Source organism: Elusimicrobiota bacterium, assembly GCA_018816525.1.
Classification (GTDB): Bacteria; Elusimicrobiota; Endomicrobiia; order CG1-02-37-114; family XYA2-FULL-39-19; genus OXYB2-FULL-48-7.
The window spans coordinates 26525-43431 of record JAHIVV010000079.1 but is presented as its reverse complement, the minus strand read 5'-3'; the positions used below and the strand labels follow the sequence as shown (position 1 = coordinate 43431).

22 protein-coding genes are annotated in these 16907 nt (G+C 40.6%); all 22 read right to left on the bottom strand.

Annotated features, from left to right (window positions below):
• Nucleotides 1-9: 9 nt before the first annotated feature.
• Entirely contained in the window at nt 10-432 is a 423-nt protein-coding gene (locus KKH91_07925) for a thiamine-phosphate pyrophosphorylase (GenBank protein ID MBU0952731.1), read from the bottom strand.
• A complete protein-coding gene (locus tag KKH91_07920; GenBank protein ID MBU0952730.1) occupies nt 422-895 on the bottom strand; it encodes an adenylyltransferase/cytidyltransferase family protein in 474 nt (157 codons plus the stop codon). Before KKH91_07920 ends, KKH91_07925 begins: the two co-directional genes overlap by 11 nt.
• Complete coding sequence (locus tag KKH91_07915) at nt 892-1464, bottom strand: D-sedoheptulose 7-phosphate isomerase (protein MBU0952729.1); 573 nt, start codon at nt 1462-1464, stop codon at nt 892-894. Before KKH91_07915 ends, KKH91_07920 begins: the two co-directional genes overlap by 4 nt.
• A 7-nt stretch (nt 1465-1471) precedes the next feature.
• Nucleotides 1472-2824, bottom strand: a complete 1353-nt coding sequence (accC, locus tag KKH91_07910) for an acetyl-CoA carboxylase biotin carboxylase subunit (GenBank protein MBU0952728.1) — start codon at nt 2822-2824, stop codon at nt 1472-1474.
• A gap of 36 nt (nt 2825-2860) precedes the next feature.
• The gene (accB, locus tag KKH91_07905) at nt 2861-3313 is read right to left on the bottom strand and encodes an acetyl-CoA carboxylase biotin carboxyl carrier protein (protein MBU0952727.1); all 453 of its coding nucleotides are present in this window, start codon (nt 3311-3313) and stop codon (nt 2861-2863) included.
• A 21-nt stretch (nt 3314-3334) separates the two neighbouring features.
• Nucleotides 3335-3895, bottom strand: a complete 561-nt coding sequence (gene efp, locus KKH91_07900) for an elongation factor P (protein ID MBU0952726.1) — start codon at nt 3893-3895, stop codon at nt 3335-3337.
• Nucleotides 3892-4938 carry a Xaa-Pro peptidase family protein gene (locus tag KKH91_07895; GenBank protein ID MBU0952725.1) on the bottom strand — a complete coding sequence of 349 codons (1047 nt, stop codon included), beginning with the start codon at nt 4936-4938 and terminating at the stop codon, nt 3892-3894. Before KKH91_07895 ends, efp begins: the two co-directional genes overlap by 4 nt.
• A complete protein-coding gene (locus KKH91_07890) occupies nt 4904-5425 on the bottom strand; it encodes a shikimate kinase (protein ID MBU0952724.1) in 522 nt (173 codons plus the stop codon). The genes KKH91_07895 and KKH91_07890 overlap by 35 nt, the downstream gene beginning before the upstream one ends.
• Nucleotides 5422-5562 carry a hypothetical protein gene (locus KKH91_07885; protein ID MBU0952723.1) on the bottom strand — a complete coding sequence of 47 codons (141 nt, stop codon included), beginning with the start codon at nt 5560-5562 and terminating at the stop codon, nt 5422-5424. Before KKH91_07885 ends, KKH91_07890 begins: the two co-directional genes overlap by 4 nt.
• Before the next feature lie 4 nt (nt 5563-5566).
• A complete protein-coding gene (gene aroC / locus KKH91_07880) occupies nt 5567-6724 on the bottom strand; it encodes a chorismate synthase (GenBank protein MBU0952722.1) in 1158 nt (385 codons plus the stop codon).
• A gap of 6 nt (nt 6725-6730) precedes the next feature.
• Nucleotides 6731-8116, bottom strand: coding sequence for a DNA repair protein RadA (gene radA, locus KKH91_07875; protein MBU0952721.1), 1386 nt, complete (start codon nt 8114-8116; stop codon nt 6731-6733).
• Nucleotides 8113-9474, bottom strand: coding sequence for an MCE family protein (locus KKH91_07870; GenBank protein MBU0952720.1), 1362 nt, complete (start codon nt 9472-9474; stop codon nt 8113-8115). The genes radA and KKH91_07870 overlap by 4 nt, the downstream gene beginning before the upstream one ends.
• 22 nt (nt 9475-9496) lie before the next feature.
• Nucleotides 9497-10252: an ABC transporter ATP-binding protein gene (locus KKH91_07865; protein ID MBU0952719.1), complete on the bottom strand. Its 756-nt coding sequence runs from the start codon at nt 10250-10252 to the stop codon at nt 9497-9499.
• A 3-nt stretch (nt 10253-10255) separates the two neighbouring features.
• The gene (locus tag KKH91_07860; protein MBU0952718.1) at nt 10256-11035 is read right to left on the bottom strand and encodes an ABC transporter permease; all 780 of its coding nucleotides are present in this window, start codon (nt 11033-11035) and stop codon (nt 10256-10258) included.
• Complete coding sequence (alr, locus tag KKH91_07855; GenBank protein ID MBU0952717.1) at nt 11025-12179, bottom strand: alanine racemase; 1155 nt, start codon at nt 12177-12179, stop codon at nt 11025-11027. Before alr ends, KKH91_07860 begins: the two co-directional genes overlap by 11 nt.
• A complete protein-coding gene (gene dnaB, locus KKH91_07850; protein ID MBU0952716.1) occupies nt 12163-13512 on the bottom strand; it encodes a replicative DNA helicase in 1350 nt (449 codons plus the stop codon). Before dnaB ends, alr begins: the two co-directional genes overlap by 17 nt.
• A 3-nt stretch (nt 13513-13515) precedes the next feature.
• Nucleotides 13516-13995, bottom strand: a complete 480-nt coding sequence (gene rplI, locus KKH91_07845) for a 50S ribosomal protein L9 (protein ID MBU0952715.1) — start codon at nt 13993-13995, stop codon at nt 13516-13518.
• 46 nt (nt 13996-14041) lie between these two features.
• On the bottom strand, nt 14042-14317 hold the full coding sequence (rpsR, locus tag KKH91_07840) for a 30S ribosomal protein S18 (GenBank protein MBU0952714.1): 276 nt from the start codon (nt 14315-14317) through the stop codon (nt 14042-14044).
• Between the two features lie 15 nt (nt 14318-14332).
• Complete coding sequence (locus KKH91_07835; GenBank protein ID MBU0952713.1) at nt 14333-14791, bottom strand: single-stranded DNA-binding protein; 459 nt, start codon at nt 14789-14791, stop codon at nt 14333-14335.
• Nucleotides 14757-15146, bottom strand: coding sequence for a 30S ribosomal protein S6 (rpsF, locus tag KKH91_07830; GenBank protein MBU0952712.1), 390 nt, complete (start codon nt 15144-15146; stop codon nt 14757-14759). Before rpsF ends, KKH91_07835 begins: the two co-directional genes overlap by 35 nt.
• A 141-nt stretch (nt 15147-15287) precedes the next feature.
• Nucleotides 15288-16094 carry a molybdate ABC transporter substrate-binding protein gene (modA, locus tag KKH91_07825; GenBank protein ID MBU0952711.1) on the bottom strand — a complete coding sequence of 269 codons (807 nt, stop codon included), beginning with the start codon at nt 16092-16094 and terminating at the stop codon, nt 15288-15290.
• Nucleotides 16091-16867, bottom strand: a complete 777-nt coding sequence (modA, locus tag KKH91_07820) for a molybdate ABC transporter substrate-binding protein (protein MBU0952710.1) — start codon at nt 16865-16867, stop codon at nt 16091-16093. The genes modA (KKH91_07825) and modA (KKH91_07820) overlap by 4 nt, the downstream gene beginning before the upstream one ends.
• Nucleotides 16868-16907 lie beyond the last annotated feature (40 nt).

Genomic DNA, 16907 nt, shown 5'->3' with positions numbered 1-16907 from the left:
ACTGCGGTATTACTTTTTGCCAGGTCGATTAAAGTCACAGCTTTTTTTCTCCAATGTGTATAATTTAAACCTGATTTTCTTAAATTCGGATCCTGCAGATGCTGAAAAAAGCTTCGAGTATTCTTCAAGCACCCGGAGAGCCTGCTCAATCCTTTTAAAGTTGGCCGCAAGCAGGGCTTTTAAATTATTCCTCCCCTGTTCAGCCATCTTTCTGCCGGAATCCTGCTGGCTATCGCGTGATAAAATTAGATCAGGGTATGCTTTTTGCGTTATTTTGTTAAGTTTATGCCTTAAAACTCTTAAAACCGCGAATATTTTTTTATCGTTATAAATAAACCTGTAAGTGTCTTCAATTACTCTTATGCCTTCACTGGCACGGTTTAAATTCGCATCAAGGAGCCTGTATACGCCAGCCCTGCGATTATTTACCATAAACGTCTGTAATTTTATTAATAATATTCGTAGTCGAAGAATCTTTGACTACCGGAACTCTTGCTACTTTTTCTGCATACTGCCAACCAACGACTTCTTTTACCGTATAATGCCCGCCCTTGACTAAAACATCGGGATGAATTTCTTTAACGAGTTGAATTACGGATCTTTCATTAAAAATGGTTACATAATCAACATATTGAATGCTTGCTATAATCTCGGCACGATATTTATCGTGAACAATAGGCCTTTTGGGGCCCTTGAGCTCTTTTATCGATTTATCAGAATTGACACCGACTATGAGGACATCTCCCAAAGTTTTTGCTTTTTCAAATATTCTGATATGCCCGGCATGCAAAAGATCAAAACAACCGTTAGTGAAAACTACCTTTTTATTCCGTTTTTTTATTTTTTTTACAATAGCTAATATTTCTTTTCTGCTTTTTATTTTGTTGTTTTTCACGTTTTAAACAATTCTTCTTCCACGAGTTTTGAAATAATATGAATAATTAAAACATGCCCTTCCTGGATCCTTGCGGTATTTTCTGAAGGCACGCAGATACATAAATCCGCAATATTTTTTATTCTGCCCCCAAAACGGCCGGTCCAGCCGATTGTCAGGGCTTTTTGTTTTTTGGCCTGCTCAATAGCCGATAAAACGTTCTGGGAATTACCGCTTGTAGAAATACCGATTACTACATCCCCGGCTTTTACAATTGATTCAACCTGCTTGGCAAAAATCTGGTCAAACCCGTAATCATTTCCAATTGCAGTAATCGCGGATGAATTAGTGGTTAAAGCCACGCAATCAAGGCTTTTTCTGTTTTGTTCAAATCTTACTACCAATTCCGCAGCCAGGTGCTGTGAATCTGCCGCGCTGCCGCCGTTACCGAATACAATGACTTTTTTATTTTTTTTATATGCGCTAAGGACAGCTTCCGTTACCTTTACGATAACTTCAAGATTTTCCTTGAGCAGTTTTTCTTTAACTTCGAGGCTGTCCCGAACAATTTTTGCTACTCTGCTTTTCATTTTCTTATTATAAATTCCCGTAAATATGTTTTAAAATAAAATCAGTCTGAAAATCCCCTTTACGGAAGTAATCGTTTTTCATAATTTTTTTATGAAGAGGGGCCGTGGTTTTGATGCCTGTAACCTTGAACTCAGTGAGGGCTCTTTCCATCCTGCTGATGGCTTCCTTGCGGTTATATCCGTAAGTAATAAGTTTTGCAATAAGGCTGTCATAGAACGACGGAATCAGGTATCCTTCATAAATATGCGTATCCAGGCGCACCCCGGGCCCGCCCGGAAGTATTAATCCGCTTACTCTGCCTGGTGACGGCATAAAATCTTTGTCCGGGTCTTCGGCATTTATGCGGCATTCAATGGCATGGCCGCAAACCTTTATTTTATCCGAATCAAGTTTCAGTTCTTCGCCTGCTGCAAGTTTAATCTGCAGCTTTACCAGGTCAACTCCTGAAACTATTTCAGTTATTGGATGCTCAACCTGGATTCTGGTGTTCATTTCAAGGAAATAAAAATTACTCTTTTTGTCAACCAGGAACTCTATCGTGCCCACCGTGCAATATTTCACGGCTTTCGCCGCTTTAACCGCCTGCTTTCCCATTTTTTTTCTAAGGTCTTTATCAACAAAAGGCGAAGGGCTTTCTTCAACAAGTTTCTGGTGCCTGCGCTGAATTGAGCAGTCCCTTTCCGGAAAATAGCAGGTATTGCCTTTGTTATCAGCGGCTATCTGAAACTCTATATGCCTGGGCTGTTCAATTAATTTTTCAAGATATACTTTATCATCTCCGAAAGCCGCCTTTGCTTCTGTCTTGGCAGTAGAGATTGCGGTCTGCAAAGATTCCTTTGAAGGTACGGTGCGCATTCCTCTGCCTCCGCCTCCCATTGCGGCCTTGATTATAAGCGGATAACCAATTTTTTCGGCTATCTTATCCAGTCCCGGATCGTCCAAGCTTATGGGTTCGGTGGTTCCGGGAACTACATTTATGCCGTTTTTAATCATGATTTTACGGGCTTCGATTTTATCGCCCATCTTCTGAATTGATTCTTTTGAAGGGCCGATAAATTTCAATCCGCAGGATTCACAAACATCCGCAAAATAAGTGTTTTCGGACAAAAAACCGTAACCGGGGTGTATAGCGTCGCACCCGGAAATAGTTGCCGCAGAAATTATGTTAGGGATATTAAGATAACTTTCTATTGCCGGGCCCGGCCCGATACAAATAGACTGATCAGCCAATTTTACATGCATGGAATCTTTGTCAACTTCTGAATTAACCGCCACCGTAAGAATTCCAAGTTCCCTGCAAGCTCTTATAACTCTGACTGCTATTTCTCCGCGATTTGCAATTAATACTTTCTTAAACATGATTTGTTTCCTTTTGAATACCCATTTTTTTTAATTTTATTTGTTTTCCGGGTCAATCTGGAAAAGTTCCTGGCCATATTCAACGGGCTGGCCGTTTTCCACGAAAATCTTTACTATTTTGCCTTTTACCGACGAAACCACATCCTTCATTATTTTCATTGCTTCAATTAAAGCAATCTTTTGCCCGGGTATAATGTGATTTCCCTCCATAACAAGCGGAGGGTAATCAGGGGATTGGGCCCTTAAAAAAGTCCCCACCATCGGTGATTTTATCGTTAACAATTTATTTTCTTTCACTTCCTGTGTTTTTGCAGCATTGCCTGAGCGGGATACTGCCTCGGCTTTTGACTCTTCTGCCTGAGCCGTCGGAAACGATTCCCCTTCATGCCTTTTCAGGGAAATTCTCATATCGTCAGATTCCCACTGAAGTTCTTCAATGTCAGTGTCTTTAAGAATTTCTATGAATTTTTTTATTTCCTGAGTACTCATTTATAACTCCTCCGTGCTGCTTTAACTGACTCTTTCCAAATATTCGCCTGTGCGCGTATCAACCCTGATTGTGTCACCCTCGTTAATAAAAAGAGGCACAAAAATTTCAGCGCCGGTTTCTACGGTTGCAGGCTTAGTCACATTTGATACAGTGTCGCCTTTTACACCGGGAACTGTTGATGTAACCCTGAGTTCTATATTCATCGGCAAATCAATCCCCAGGAAACCTCCGTCTATATACAAACCTTCGACTTCCATGTTTTCTTTTAAAAATTTTGCCGTATCGCCTATTTGTTCTTTAGAAATTGCAATGTCCTCAAAAGTATCGGAATCCATAAAATGAAAATTCTTTCCGTCGTTATACTGATATTGCTTTTTCTTGTGTTCTATTTCAACTTCACGGAATTTCACGCCTGATTTGAATGTGTGTTCAATAATTGAACCTGAACGGATATTGCGCATTTTGGTACGCATTACGGCCCCGCCCTTGCCCGGTTTATGATGCTGAAACCAGATGATGGTGTAAATTTGCCCATCCCACTCGAATGTTACCCCATTTTTAAAATCCGAAGTATCGATCACTTTGCACCTCTTGTTAGTATTTCGCGCCCATTTTCAGTCACAAGAACAGTATCTTCCATTCTCGCGCCGAAATTATTTTTAATGTAAATACCCGGCTCAACTGTTATTACCATTCCGGGTTTGAGAATTGCATTGCCTGTAGAATTTACCGAGGGTAACTCATGCACTTCCAGCCCCACTCCATGGCCGGTACCATGAGTAAATTCTTTGCCAAACCCTTCTTTGTTTATTAAAAACCTGGCTTTTTTGTCAACAAAACTTGCCTTTATTCCGGGTTTTACTGCCGCTATTGCTTCATTATGCGCAAGCTTTACTAAATTGTAAACCTTGTCGCATAATTCCGGTATTTTACCTAAAATAACTGTTCTTGTCAAATCTGAACAGTACCCTTTTAACCTGGCACCCAGGTCTATAATTAACAAATCATTATTTTTAATGGCGTATTCAGAGTTTATATGGTGAGGATACCCCGAATTGATGCCTCCAGCTACTATCGGTGTAAAAGCTGCGCCCGTTCCGTTTTTATACAGCAATTCCATAATCCTGTCAGCTATATAAATCTCTGTCATTCCTGGCTTAATTTCTTTCCTAATTTCGTTAAAAACATTAACAGCGCTATTGCAGGATTTCTTTATTAGTAAAATCTCATTTTCAGTTTTTATTTCTCGCAATGATTCAAAAAAAACGGAAACATATTTAACTTTTTTTATAGCTTTTTGCAGTTTATCCCCTAATCCTAAGGACATTTTTTTGGGATCAATGGTCAATACCTTAATTTTCTCTGTTTTTAATATTGTTTTCAGTGTTTCAATGAACTTTCTGCTTTTAACCGCTTCGAATCCGGGCAATAAATCAGAAACTTGTTGATAGAGCATTTCAGAAGTTATAATGGTAGCTTTTTTTGCTGTTACAACAATCCAATACCCGCCCTGCAGGTCAATACCGGTCAGGTAAAATAAATCCATCGGATCACAAACCAGGAAACATTCAATTTTCCGGGCCTTGAGCTTATTTTGTATACTTTTTAGTTTTATTTCTGGCATATTCTGAGATTTTTTCTACGATTTCATCGACGGTAAGTTTATCGGTGTTGACTGAAATGTTGCAGCGCGCGTAAAACGGCCTGCGGAATTCGAGCAAACTGGTTATTTCTGCCATGGGGTCCGGCTTATTAAGCAAAGGGCGGTCAGTGTTGCCTTTGATTCTTTCAAAAATAACTTCCGGGCTAGCTGTAAGATTGACAACTATTGAGTTTTTTTCAAATATTTTCATATTTTCAGCTTTTTGCACAATTCCACCGCCGGTAGCAATTACGCAATTATTTTTTTTTGAAGCAAATCTTGCGGCCCGGGTTTCCACGTCCCTGAAAAACGGCTCGCCTCGTTTATCAAAAATCTCGGCAATTTTCATTCCGATTTCGTGTTCAATAATTTCGTCGGTGTCCACATACTGCCAGCCCAGCTTCTCTGCCAGCTTTTTCCCAACCGTAGACTTTCCCGTGGCCATGAAGCCGGTAAGGACTATGTTCATTTGTTCCCCAAAATAATTGCATCTGTCGGCTTCATGTCCAGCCTGTGTGTTTTCGCTCTGCTCAACCACCCGTTCATAGTTTGTTGTTCCTGTTCGTCGCAACACGAACCCATAAATCCAGTTAAAACGATATTCATTTTGCTAGAAATTCCTTAATTGCTTTTTATAGTTTTCGAAGTTGGTTTTGGTTTCGGGGATGGAATCGCCGCCGAATTTTTCTAAGAGCGTGTTAGCTATTTCAAAAGCCGCCATGGATTCTGCCACCACCGCGCATGCAGGAACCGCGCAGACATCTGAACGCACAATTTCCGCCTTTACTATTTTTTTGCTGGCAATATCTATAGACTTTAAAGGTTTCATAAGCGTAGGAATCGGCTTCATTACAGCGGTTAAAACGATATCTTCGCCATTAGTCATCCCGCCGTCAATACCGCCAGAATTATTTGTCTTATGAAAGAAATTTTTATTACTGTAGCCTATTTCATCATGCGCCTGGGACCCAAGCAATTTGGAGAAACCAAACCCGCTGCCAAGCTCAACACCTTTCACTGCCTGGATAGACATCAGCGCAAGCGCTAACCTGCCATCCAAACGTTTGTCCCACTGAATATAATTGCCCAGCCCGGGAATTAAATTTTTTACAACAACTTTAAACTTCCCGCCAAGGGTATCACCTTTGGATTTTGCGTTATCAATAAGCTTTATCATCTTCTTTTCTGCATTTATATCCGCGCACCTTAAAGGGGATCCTTCGATTGCCGAATATCTTTTTTCAATTTCAGAAAGTTTTCCCATTGAAACGATCCCTCCGATTTCTTCAACTACCGAGAAGAATTTAATTCCAAACTCTAAAAGAAACTTTTTACAAACTGAACCGACAGCAACCCTGGAAGCAGTTTCCCTGGCGCTAGCGCGCTCTTTTATATCCCTGACATCTTCAAGGTTAAATTTCAACACGCCCGGTAAATCCGAATGGCCGGGCCTGGGTTTTGTGATAAAAACATTTTTACTTCTATCTTCCTGGTTCAGCGACATTACTTTTTCCCAATTTTTCCAATCCCGATTTTCTATCTGAAGAGAAATTGGGGTTCCTGTGGTTTTACCCCAGCGGACACCGCTCAATATTTGGGCTTCATCGCTTTCAATTTTCATGCGATCGCCCCTGCCATAACCTTTTTGCCTGCGTTCAAGTTCAGAATTGATATATTCCTGCGTGATTTTCAGCCCTGCCGGAAGCCCTTCAAGAATTGATGTAAGACATTTCCCGTGCGATTCACCTGCAGTCATAAACCTTAACATGTTTTTTTACCTCAACTTTTCAATTACTTGCGCTAATTTATCAACCGCCAATATTTCAATATTTTTCTTTTTTTCTATCCCGCGGTCATTTGATTTTGGAATATATATTTTTTTAAACCCTAATTTTTCTGCCTCGTTAATTCTTTCCTGAACAAAACTTACTCCTCTGACTTCGCCTGAAAGCCCAACTTCTCCCACAAAAACAGAATCCGACGGTACCTGAACGTTTGTGAGTGCGCTGTAAATAGCGCAGCAGACCGCCAAATCGACTGACGGCTCCTTGATTTTTACACCGCCTGCCACGTTTGCATAAACATCGGTATTTCCAAGGCTTAGCCCGATCCTATTTTCCAAAATTGCAATAAGTACAATCATCCGGTTAAAATCAATACCCGTAGCCATCCTGCGCGGCAATCCAAAATCCGTCCTGGTAACAAGCGCCTGGATTTCCAGTAAAATCGGCCTGGTACCTTCTATAACCGCAGTTATAATGGAACCGGAACTATCCTTTGACCTTTCGCTTAAAAAAATTGCCGAAGGATTCGAAACTTCCTGAAGGCCGTCAGGCCTCATTTCAAAAACACCTATTTCAGATGTAGGGCCAAACCTGTTTTTATATGACCTTAAAATCCGGTAAGTATGATGCTTTTCGGCTTCAAAATACAGCACCGTATCTACAATGTGCTCTAGCACCCTGGGCCCTGCAATGTCGCCTTCTTTTGTCACATGCCCCAGCAAAAAAACAGTAATGTTTTTTCCTTTTGCCAAATGCAGTAATTCCGCAGTGCATTCCCTGATCTGGCCTACGGAGCCCGAAGCTCCGGATAAATCCTGCCTGTAAGTTGTTTGAATAGAGTCTATTACCAGAACGTCAGGAGAAATTTTATTTACCTGCTCAATTATACTTTCAAGATTTGTTTCCGACATAAAAAAAAGCGAAGAATCCTTGCTTTTCTTTATCCCTAATCTTTCAGCGCGGTTTTTTATCTGTTCCAGCGATTCTTCACCTGAAACATAAAAAACTTTGACAGCTTTATCATTAGAGCTTACCAATTTATTGGCGGCTTGAAGCATCAAGGTGGATTTACCGATACCGGGCGCTCCGCCCAATAGAATAAGCGAAGATGGCATAATACCGCCGCCAAGAATTCTGTCAAACTCTTTTATTCCTGTTGAGATTCTGTCGGTTTGCGAAACTGAAATTTTATCCAGTTCCAATACATCCGATGAAAAGTTTGTTAACCTGCGGGCGGTTTGATCCGCGTTTTTGAAAGAGGTTTCTTCAACTAAAGAATTCCATTGATTGCATTCAGGGCATTTGCCAAGCCATTTCTGAGAACTATAACCGCAGCTTTGACAAACAAAGGCTGTCTGTGCTTTTTGTTTTTTCATTTACCAACCAAGCCGATAAGACCGAGCAGATAGGACAAGTCTTCGTCTTCAAGGACTAAATTGACCGAAGTATGCACATCGCTTTTCTCGTTTATATCTTCAATTGCACTGCCTAAAGCAAGCCACTTGGCTGGCTTTACCTTTGCACCGGCGTTTATTCTGGGTTTTTTAACACCACTTGCCGTTACCCTGGCAAAATCATAGGATTCTATAAAAACATCCAACCTGTTCCACGGGTTCCACATCCACATAGGTTTTATCGAAAGCCCGAGTCCGCCGCTGGACCTTAAAATACCCGCATAGACAGTCGCAAATTTCTGATCACCCAGCTTTAAATCTTTACCGATATTTAAATCCAGCGTATTGACTTTTTCTCCAGATATGGCAGCTGGGTCGCCTGCATTTGATACCCCAAGGAAATAATATTTATCCGGATTGGGCCTTATCTGTATGCCGATATCGCTTTTATATTCTTTGTCAATTGCGCTATACCTTAGCTCGTAATCCCAGTACGACCGAAACAGTGTAAACCTGGAAATTGTTTTTTTGGCCTCATTGCTGGCAACCTTGAGAGATTCTACGGTACTCTTTAAATCATTGCCCATTTGTTCGTCAGCCAATAGCCTTCCGATGGTGGTTTCTCCGTTTGTTACCTTAGTAAGTATATTATCCAGCTTTTCAGTTGATGATTTGACATTTTTTACAATAAGCTTGATATCCGTTTTTTCATCGCCGGTTATTTCAGCGAGGTCCTGAGACAGCTTTTTCGCCTGCCGGGAAAATTCTTCAAGGTTGTCTACAATATTCGCCAGTTTTTTTTCATCAAGCTGGCGGTTTAATTTTTCGCTGATTTCTTTTGCATTTTTCAATAGCTCATTAAGGTTTTTCCCCAGGCTCCCGTCACTTACGATCTCGCCCAGCGATTTCGTAAGTTTTCCCACGCCTCCCAGCCCGTCTGAAAGCATCTTGTCCAGAGACATGAGGTCTTTTCCTTCAATGAAATCTCCGTTTTTAAATAACGGCGCGTCATCCGAACCCAGCGTAAGTTCAATATATTTCACGCCTAAAATACCGGTTGACTGGATACTTGCGGCGGCATCGTTATGGATTTTCACATTATCCTTTATCCATACGGTAACTTTTACCTTTTTATCATAAAGCGTAATTGATTCGACTTTACCTGCTTTGACCCCGGAAATACGAACCCAGGCTTTGTCCATAAGATTTGAAACATCGTTGAAAGTTATATTAAGCCTATAGCCTTTTGCAAGAGTAACGCTCTGAATAGTCATTATTGTTACGGCAATCGCTATAATGCCCAAAAGAATGAATAAGCCTAATTGCGTTTCTTTTCTCATGTTATAAGCCTCCGAGTTTGTTCTAATATTCTTTTAGTTTCAATTTTATCGGCCCTTTGCTTGAACCGCTTATAAACTGCTGAACGTAAGGATCTGATGTATTTTTGATTTCATCGGGTGTTCCTGTTGCTATTATTCTGCCTTCAAACAGCATTGCAACCCGGGATGAAACCTTATACACTGATTTAAGGTCATGTGTGACAATGATAGATGTCATTTTAAGACTTTTTTGTAAATATAGCATGAGATCGTTAATTACGTCTGAAAATATCGGGTCCAGTCCTGTTGTAGGCTCGTCATAAAGCATGTATTTAGGATCTCTTGCGATAGCGCGGGCTAAGGCAACTCTTTTTTTCATACCGCCCGATAATTCAGAAGGCCGCACATCTTCAATACCGCTTAATCCTACGCGATCAAGGCACTCAGACACTTTTCTCCGTAATAAATTCTCCGACAGTCCCTGATGCCTTAATCCAAAGGCAACATTCTCGCCTGCTGAAAGAGAATCAAATAAAGCGCCGTCCTGGAACAAAAACCCGATCTTTTTTTGAACCTCATGAAGTTCATGCTCTTCTACGCCGCCAAGATTGACTCCGTCAACTTCCACAATTCCCTTTTCAGCGAGAAACAAACCGACAATATGCCTCAGCAGTACGGTTTTTCCGGAACCGGATCCGCCGATTATGGTCAATGTTTCGCCGGCGTGGACTTCAAGATTTACGCCGCGCAAAACATAATTACTATTAAAATGCTTGTGAACATCAACAATTTTTATCATGCTTTAACCTATTTTTAAAGCAACAAGCAGCGCGGAAAGGAAATAATCAATAACAATAATCAAAACCAGCGTAGTGACAACCGCCTGTGTTGTTGCTCTTCCCACTCCTTCAGCCCCGCCTTTTGTTCCGAATCCCTTATAAATTGAAACGAATGCAATGATTCCGGCAAAAAATATTGATTTAATGAATCCATGGAAAAAATCATCCAATTTAACATAATCCAGCGTGTCAGACCAATAAACTGTCGAGGAAATGTCCAGTTTATACCTAGCAACAACATATCCTCCTAATATGCTGAAAATATTTGATATTGCGGTAAGTATCGGAATCATTGTAATGCAGGCAAGAAACCTGGGAACTGCCAGGTATTTTACAGGATTTGTACCGAGCGTATAGAGAGCATCTATCTGCTCGGTAACCTTCATGGTTCCAAGCTCCGCCGTAATTGCCGCGCCGACTCTTCCGGTAATAACGGTAGCGGTTAATACAGGGCCCAATTCTTTTATGATAGAAAAACACACTATCGTACCGACATATAAAGGTTCGTTGAAAACATACATGCCGGAATACCCTGCCTGAAGGGCCAGTACCATGCCGACAGAAAAAGCTGTAAGCATTGCTACTGGCAAAGACCTGAACCCTATGCTGACCATCTGATAAATTACCAGCTTGGCTTCAAAAGGTTTAAGGAAACATGAATAAACTATCTTGTAAATAAGAACGAAACTTTTTGCCAACCCGTCTAAAATAGCTATAAATTTTCCTTCAATTTTATTTAACATAAATTCTCGGCACGCGCTGATTGATGTTGCATACTATTTCATAGTCTATAGTTCCGCATTTTTCAGCTATATTATCAGCGGTTATTTTCAATCCATTCTCTGATGAACCTATTAATATTACTTCGTCTCCTGCCTGGGCACCTGGCACATCTGTTACATCTGCCATCGTGAGATCCATTGTAACCCTTCCGACAACCGGGGCTTTGTGATTATTTATTATAACACTGCCGCAATTCGATAATTTTCTGTTATAGCCGTCGCCATAACCTGCCGGAAAGGTTGCTATGAGAGAATTACGCCTGGCGGTAAAAGTACAGCCGTAACTTATTGACTTTCCTATAGGGACTTTTTTTATAAAAACAATTTTAGTTTTCCAGGATAACGCGGGCTGCAGCTTTATAAATTTTTCAACCCCTTTAAAAGGCATTAAACCATATAATGCAATTCCGGGCCTTACAAGAGAAAAATGAGAAGAAGGATATTTTATCAGCGCAGCCGAATTTGCGGCATGAAAAAGAACATTTTTTATACCTGCATCATTAACCGATTTTATTGCCCTTTTAAATTCATTTATCTGCTCCAGGGTATAATCAACATTGCAGTCTGCGCTGGCGAAGTGCGTGAACACGCCTTCCATTTTCAAATTCTTGTATTCTTTCAGTTTATCTATAAAACGGGAAACATCTGACGGTAAAATACCGATCCTGCCCATGCCGGTGTCTATCTTTAAATGAAATTTCACCGGCTTTGCCGGTGAAGCTTTTAATGAAGAATTTGACAGGAATTCAAGGCTTTCAAAACTGACTATTGTTGGCGTGAGGTTAAACTGTATCGATTCTTTTAAATAATTACGGGGATAAAATTCTCCGAGCAGTAAAATCGGTTTGGTAATACCATTTTCCCTCAGTGTGATTCCTTCTTCATTAGAAGCAACTCCAAAACCCCATACAGAATTGTCTTTTAATAAAGATTTTGCTATCTCCGCAGCTCCGTGGCCGTACCCATTATCTTTTATGATAGCGATAATTTTTGTTTTACTGCCAATTAATTTTGATATCTCTTTTACGTTTCCTTTTATTTTGTTAATGTCAATTTCTACCCAATTGGGCCTGGAAAATTTCATATTTTTAAGAAGATTTATCAAGTCTTTCGAATCTCGTATATTCCTTAAAAAATCTCATTTCTACTTCACCCGTAGGGCCGTTACGCTGTTTCGCTATCATTATATTTGCTTTGCCTTCATCATCAGGAGATTTGCTATAAACCTCCTTTCTATATATGAACATGACTACATCCGCATCCTGTTCAAGCGCGCCGGATTCCCTCAAATCGGAAAGCTGCGGCACGCCTTCCCTGCCTCTCTCTTCCGGTTTTCTTGATAACTGGGAAAGCGCAATAACAGGGACGTTCAGCTCTCTTGCCAAACCTTTTAATGAACGTGAAATTTCGGATATTTCCTGCTGCCTGGAATCGGTCCTGCCTGAACCGCGCATCATTTGGATATAATCTATTACTATTAAAGATAATTTTTTATTTTCTGTCGCAAGTTCAGTGGCAAGCCTTCTGGCGCGGGTACGGATTTCCAGGGGAGAAATGCTTGTGGTATCGTCGATATAAATAGGCGCATTATAAACCTTCTCTGCTGCAGATGTAATAACTGCCCAGGATTTTTTCGGTAAAATACCCCTGCGGACTTCGTGCGAATTTACCCAGGCTTCGGAACAAATAAGCCTAAATATCAGCTCTTCTTTTGAAGTTTCAATTGAGAAAATACCCACAGGCAGATTATCTTTTATGGCGACATTTGCCGCTATGTTCATGGCAAAAGATGTTTTTCCCATTGAAGGGCGCGCAGCGACTATTACAAGGTTTGAGGGCTGCAGGCCGGCCGTTCTTTCATCAAGTTCAGCAAAACCGGTTTTTAGCCCCGGCTGGGCGGTTTTATCAGACATAAGCGTTTCAATTCTTGTAAGAATGGATTGAACAGTCGCTTTTACCTGAGTGAAACCCTGCCCTTCTTTTGTCTGGGCGATGGCAAAAATCATTTCTTCGGCCCGGTCAATTAAAGTCCGGGGCTCGTCAGAAGCTTTATACCCGGCTTCAGCTATTTGTGTGCCGGCCTGAATAAGCTGCCTTAATATTGCTTTGTTCAGCACAATATTTGCGTAGTGTTCAACATTTGCCGCAGTGGAAACAGTATTTATCAGGGTCGCTATGTAAGAAGCCCCGCCTATTTCTTCGAGCAGCCTTTCCCTTTTCAATTCTTCAATGATTGAAACGGTGTCTACCGGGAGATTTTCCATATAGAATCTTTTTATAATTTTGAAGATTTTTCTATGCGTATCCCGGTAAAAATGGATCTCATCCACTATTTCAAGCGCTTTTGCGATAGCTTCCTTTTCGATAATCATCGAACCCAGGATAGCCATTTCCGCTTCGACAGAATTTGGCGGCACCTTATCTAACATTTCCGGCATGGTTTATTTTCCTTCTTTTTTCTCGACAACCCAAACTTTAAGTTTAACAGTTTCTGATATTTCATCTGAGAATTTTTTTGATTTAAGTTTTATTTCAACAGAATAAAGGCCGGTTTCTTTTATCGGGTCCTCGAAAACGATATCTTTTTTGTTGATATCATGGCCCAGGTCTTTCTTAATCTGTTCAACTATGTCATCCTTGGTTACGCTTCCGAAAAGCTTGCCGCCTTCCCCAGTTTTTACGCCGATATTTATTGAAGCTTTGCTGAGTTTTTCAGCAAATTCCTTCAAGGTTCCTTTTTCCACGCCCTTTTGTTTCTCTATAACTTCTTTTGCGCGTTGGACCACTGCCAAATTTTTGTCATTGGCTAATAACGCTAAAGCGTTCGGCAGTAAATAATTTCTCGCATGCCCGGGGCTGACTTCTTTTATATCGCCTATTTTACCAACTCCGCTGATATTTTGTTTCAAAATGACTTTCATTTAACAAACACCTCCATAAAGTTTTAACTATCAGTTCAACCGCTGGTCAATATATGTTCGCGAATGGAAGGATAGCAATAACTCTTGCCCTTTTGATTGCATCCGTCAATATTCTCTGGTGTTTTGAGCATACACCCGTTATTCTGCCGGCAAGAATTTTTCCTCTTTCAGTGATGAAATTTCTTAACAAATTTGCGTCCTTGTAATCAATGTCTATATACTCAGCGCAAAATCTGCAGACCTTACGCCTTGAAATCATCATTTTTCTGGGCCTTTTGCCTTTAAAATCCTTGCTGTCTCTTTTTCCTTTTATAAAAGCCATTGTCCTCTCCTCTTTTTAAAATGGTATTTCTTCTTCTCCGGCAGTTTCTTCCGGTACTTCCGCAACAGGCTTGTTTAAGCCCGCAGATTTTTCTTCCGATGCGCCTTCTTCTGAAGCGTCATCTCCCATGACCTGTAAAAACTGAACTTTTTGGGCTTCAATTTCCAGTGATGAACGTTTTTGGCCTGATTTATCTTCCCAGGAACGGTTTTTTAAACGGCCGGTCACAAATACCGGGCTTCCTTTTTTCAAGCGTTCATTGCAGCGGACTGCAGCATCGCGCCACACAACAACAGGAATAAAGTTAACCTCTTTCTGCCATTCGCCGGTAGCATCTTTGTAGCTTCTGTTAACCGCTGCATCAAAACGGCAAACACCCTGCCCTTTCTGCGTATATCTTAAAACAGGGTCTGCCGCCAATCTTCCTACGATGGTAACACTATTCTGTTCTGGCAACCTTATTTTCTGGGGCATTTCTGGAGTCCTCCTTTTTAATTGCCCGGAGAGAGTCTTTTGGTTTGCGCAAGGGTTTCTTCTTCATCCTGGATTCTTTTCTTACCGAAATGAAACGGATGATTTCTTCCGTAATTTTGTAGAAGGTCTCCACTTTGTTTACGGCTTCGCTGGGCGCGGTAAAATCAAAGAATACATAAATCCCTTCCTGACAACCGGAAATGGGATATGCCAACCTTCTTTTTCCCCATTCGTTTACGGCATTGATAGTCCCTGTGGACTCTGTGATGATTGATTTGACTTTTTCAGTCAGGCTTGCAACTTTGTCGCTTGGCAGGTCGGGTTTGCAGATAAAAATAGTCTCATATTGACTCATTTGGTCCTCCTTTTTGGATTAAAGCCCTCATATTTCTTTGCTATGGAGCAAAGGGAGACTGTTACAGTTTTATAGGGTCTTATTTTGTTTGATAATTCTACTTGTTTAGGAGAGATTTGTCAAGAAAAAAACCAGAGATTTTTATTGTATAGAAAAACCTTTTTGTTTAAAAATTTCCTGGCCTTTAGGGGAGCAGACAAAATCAATAAACTGCTTGGCTTCGGGCTTTTTTTCGGAAAAACTCAATAATACAACAGTTACAGCTACTTTATCCATGCGAACTTTCTCAAAAGTTGCCGAAGTGATTGCATCTATTTCATATTTCTTTTCAATTTTTGCTATTTCTATTTCGTTGGAATAAATTGCCGCTACAGCATCCCACATTACAGCCGCATCAATAGTGCCTAATTTCAAAGCATTACCAAGATCTCCGCTGGACCTGGTATTTAAAACCACATTTTTTTGAACCGCTTCTTCTAAACCGGCCTTTTTCAGCATTGCGCTGACAATCTGCCCGCAGGTTGAATATTTTGAATCCGGTAAACCTAACCTGATTCCCTGTTTATCCAAATCAGAAAAAGAGTGTATTCCCTTGGGATTACCTTTCCTTACCGCAATTATCGGATACAAATAAGCTATAGTTTTTGTTTCATCAGCGGTTTTCTTTTTCATAGTTAAAGTTGAAAAAGGTTCGTGGCTGACGTATAAATCCCCCATCTTCGATTGTTCAGCCTGAATAAGGATAGTCCCTGAATCGCCAAACGTAAAAACAACCTTCTCTCCTTTTTCTTTTTCATAAAGCTTTGCAATTTCTTCCATCGGCGGCCTCATCGAACTCCCGCAATAAACAAACAGCGAAGCCTGGTTTTCTTTCTCTGAAACCTTTGTGCATGAAACCACAGCCAGCATTGCTGCAAAAGATGTCAATATAATTATTTTTGCTTTCATTTCGGTTCCTCCGTTACATATTTATTTTTCTTGAAAACTTTTTGGCCTTCAGGTGAAACCATAAAATCAATAAATTTCTGAGCCAATTCTTTATTCTGCGAAAAAGGCAGGATGCCTGCCGGAATAATAGAAATTACATTATTTTTTTTCTGAATTTTAACAATATAACCATCATCCGGATACATCGCCGCAACCGCGTCCCAAACAATGGCCGCATCTATGGTTTTTAATTTAACTGCATTTCCTAATTCGTTTACTGTAAGGCTAGTGTAGACGATATTCTTTTTAATCTTGCCTGATATTTTGTTTATATCGAATATTCTCTGTGTTACAGGTCCGATTTCACAGGCTTCAAAATTTCCAATACCGATTTTCATCCCGTCTTTCGTTAAATCTTTGAGTTTTGATATTTTCTTAGGATTGCCTTTCTGTGTTAAAATGACCGGAACAAAATATGCAACCCTTTTCATAGTGTCTTTAGAGACGTATCCTTTCTTTATTGCCTGCTCAAAAAAGAACATACCGCCCGGGAGATATATATCTCCCCTTTTTGTAGTGTCTATCTGGCCCAAAAGCAAGCCTGACCCGCTGTAAACAGTATTTATATTTATGTTTTCCTTTTTATTGAAAATTTCTACCAGTTCCGCAACAGGCGTCCTTATTCCCGCCCCGCAATAAAGAGTTATTCCTGTTTCCTGCCCGTATAGCCCTGCAACCCCGATCAAAACCGTAAAAATCGCTGCCACCGACAAAAACATTCTATTTTTTTTCATAATTATCCCCCTCACACCCAGCCAAATTCTATAAACTCTG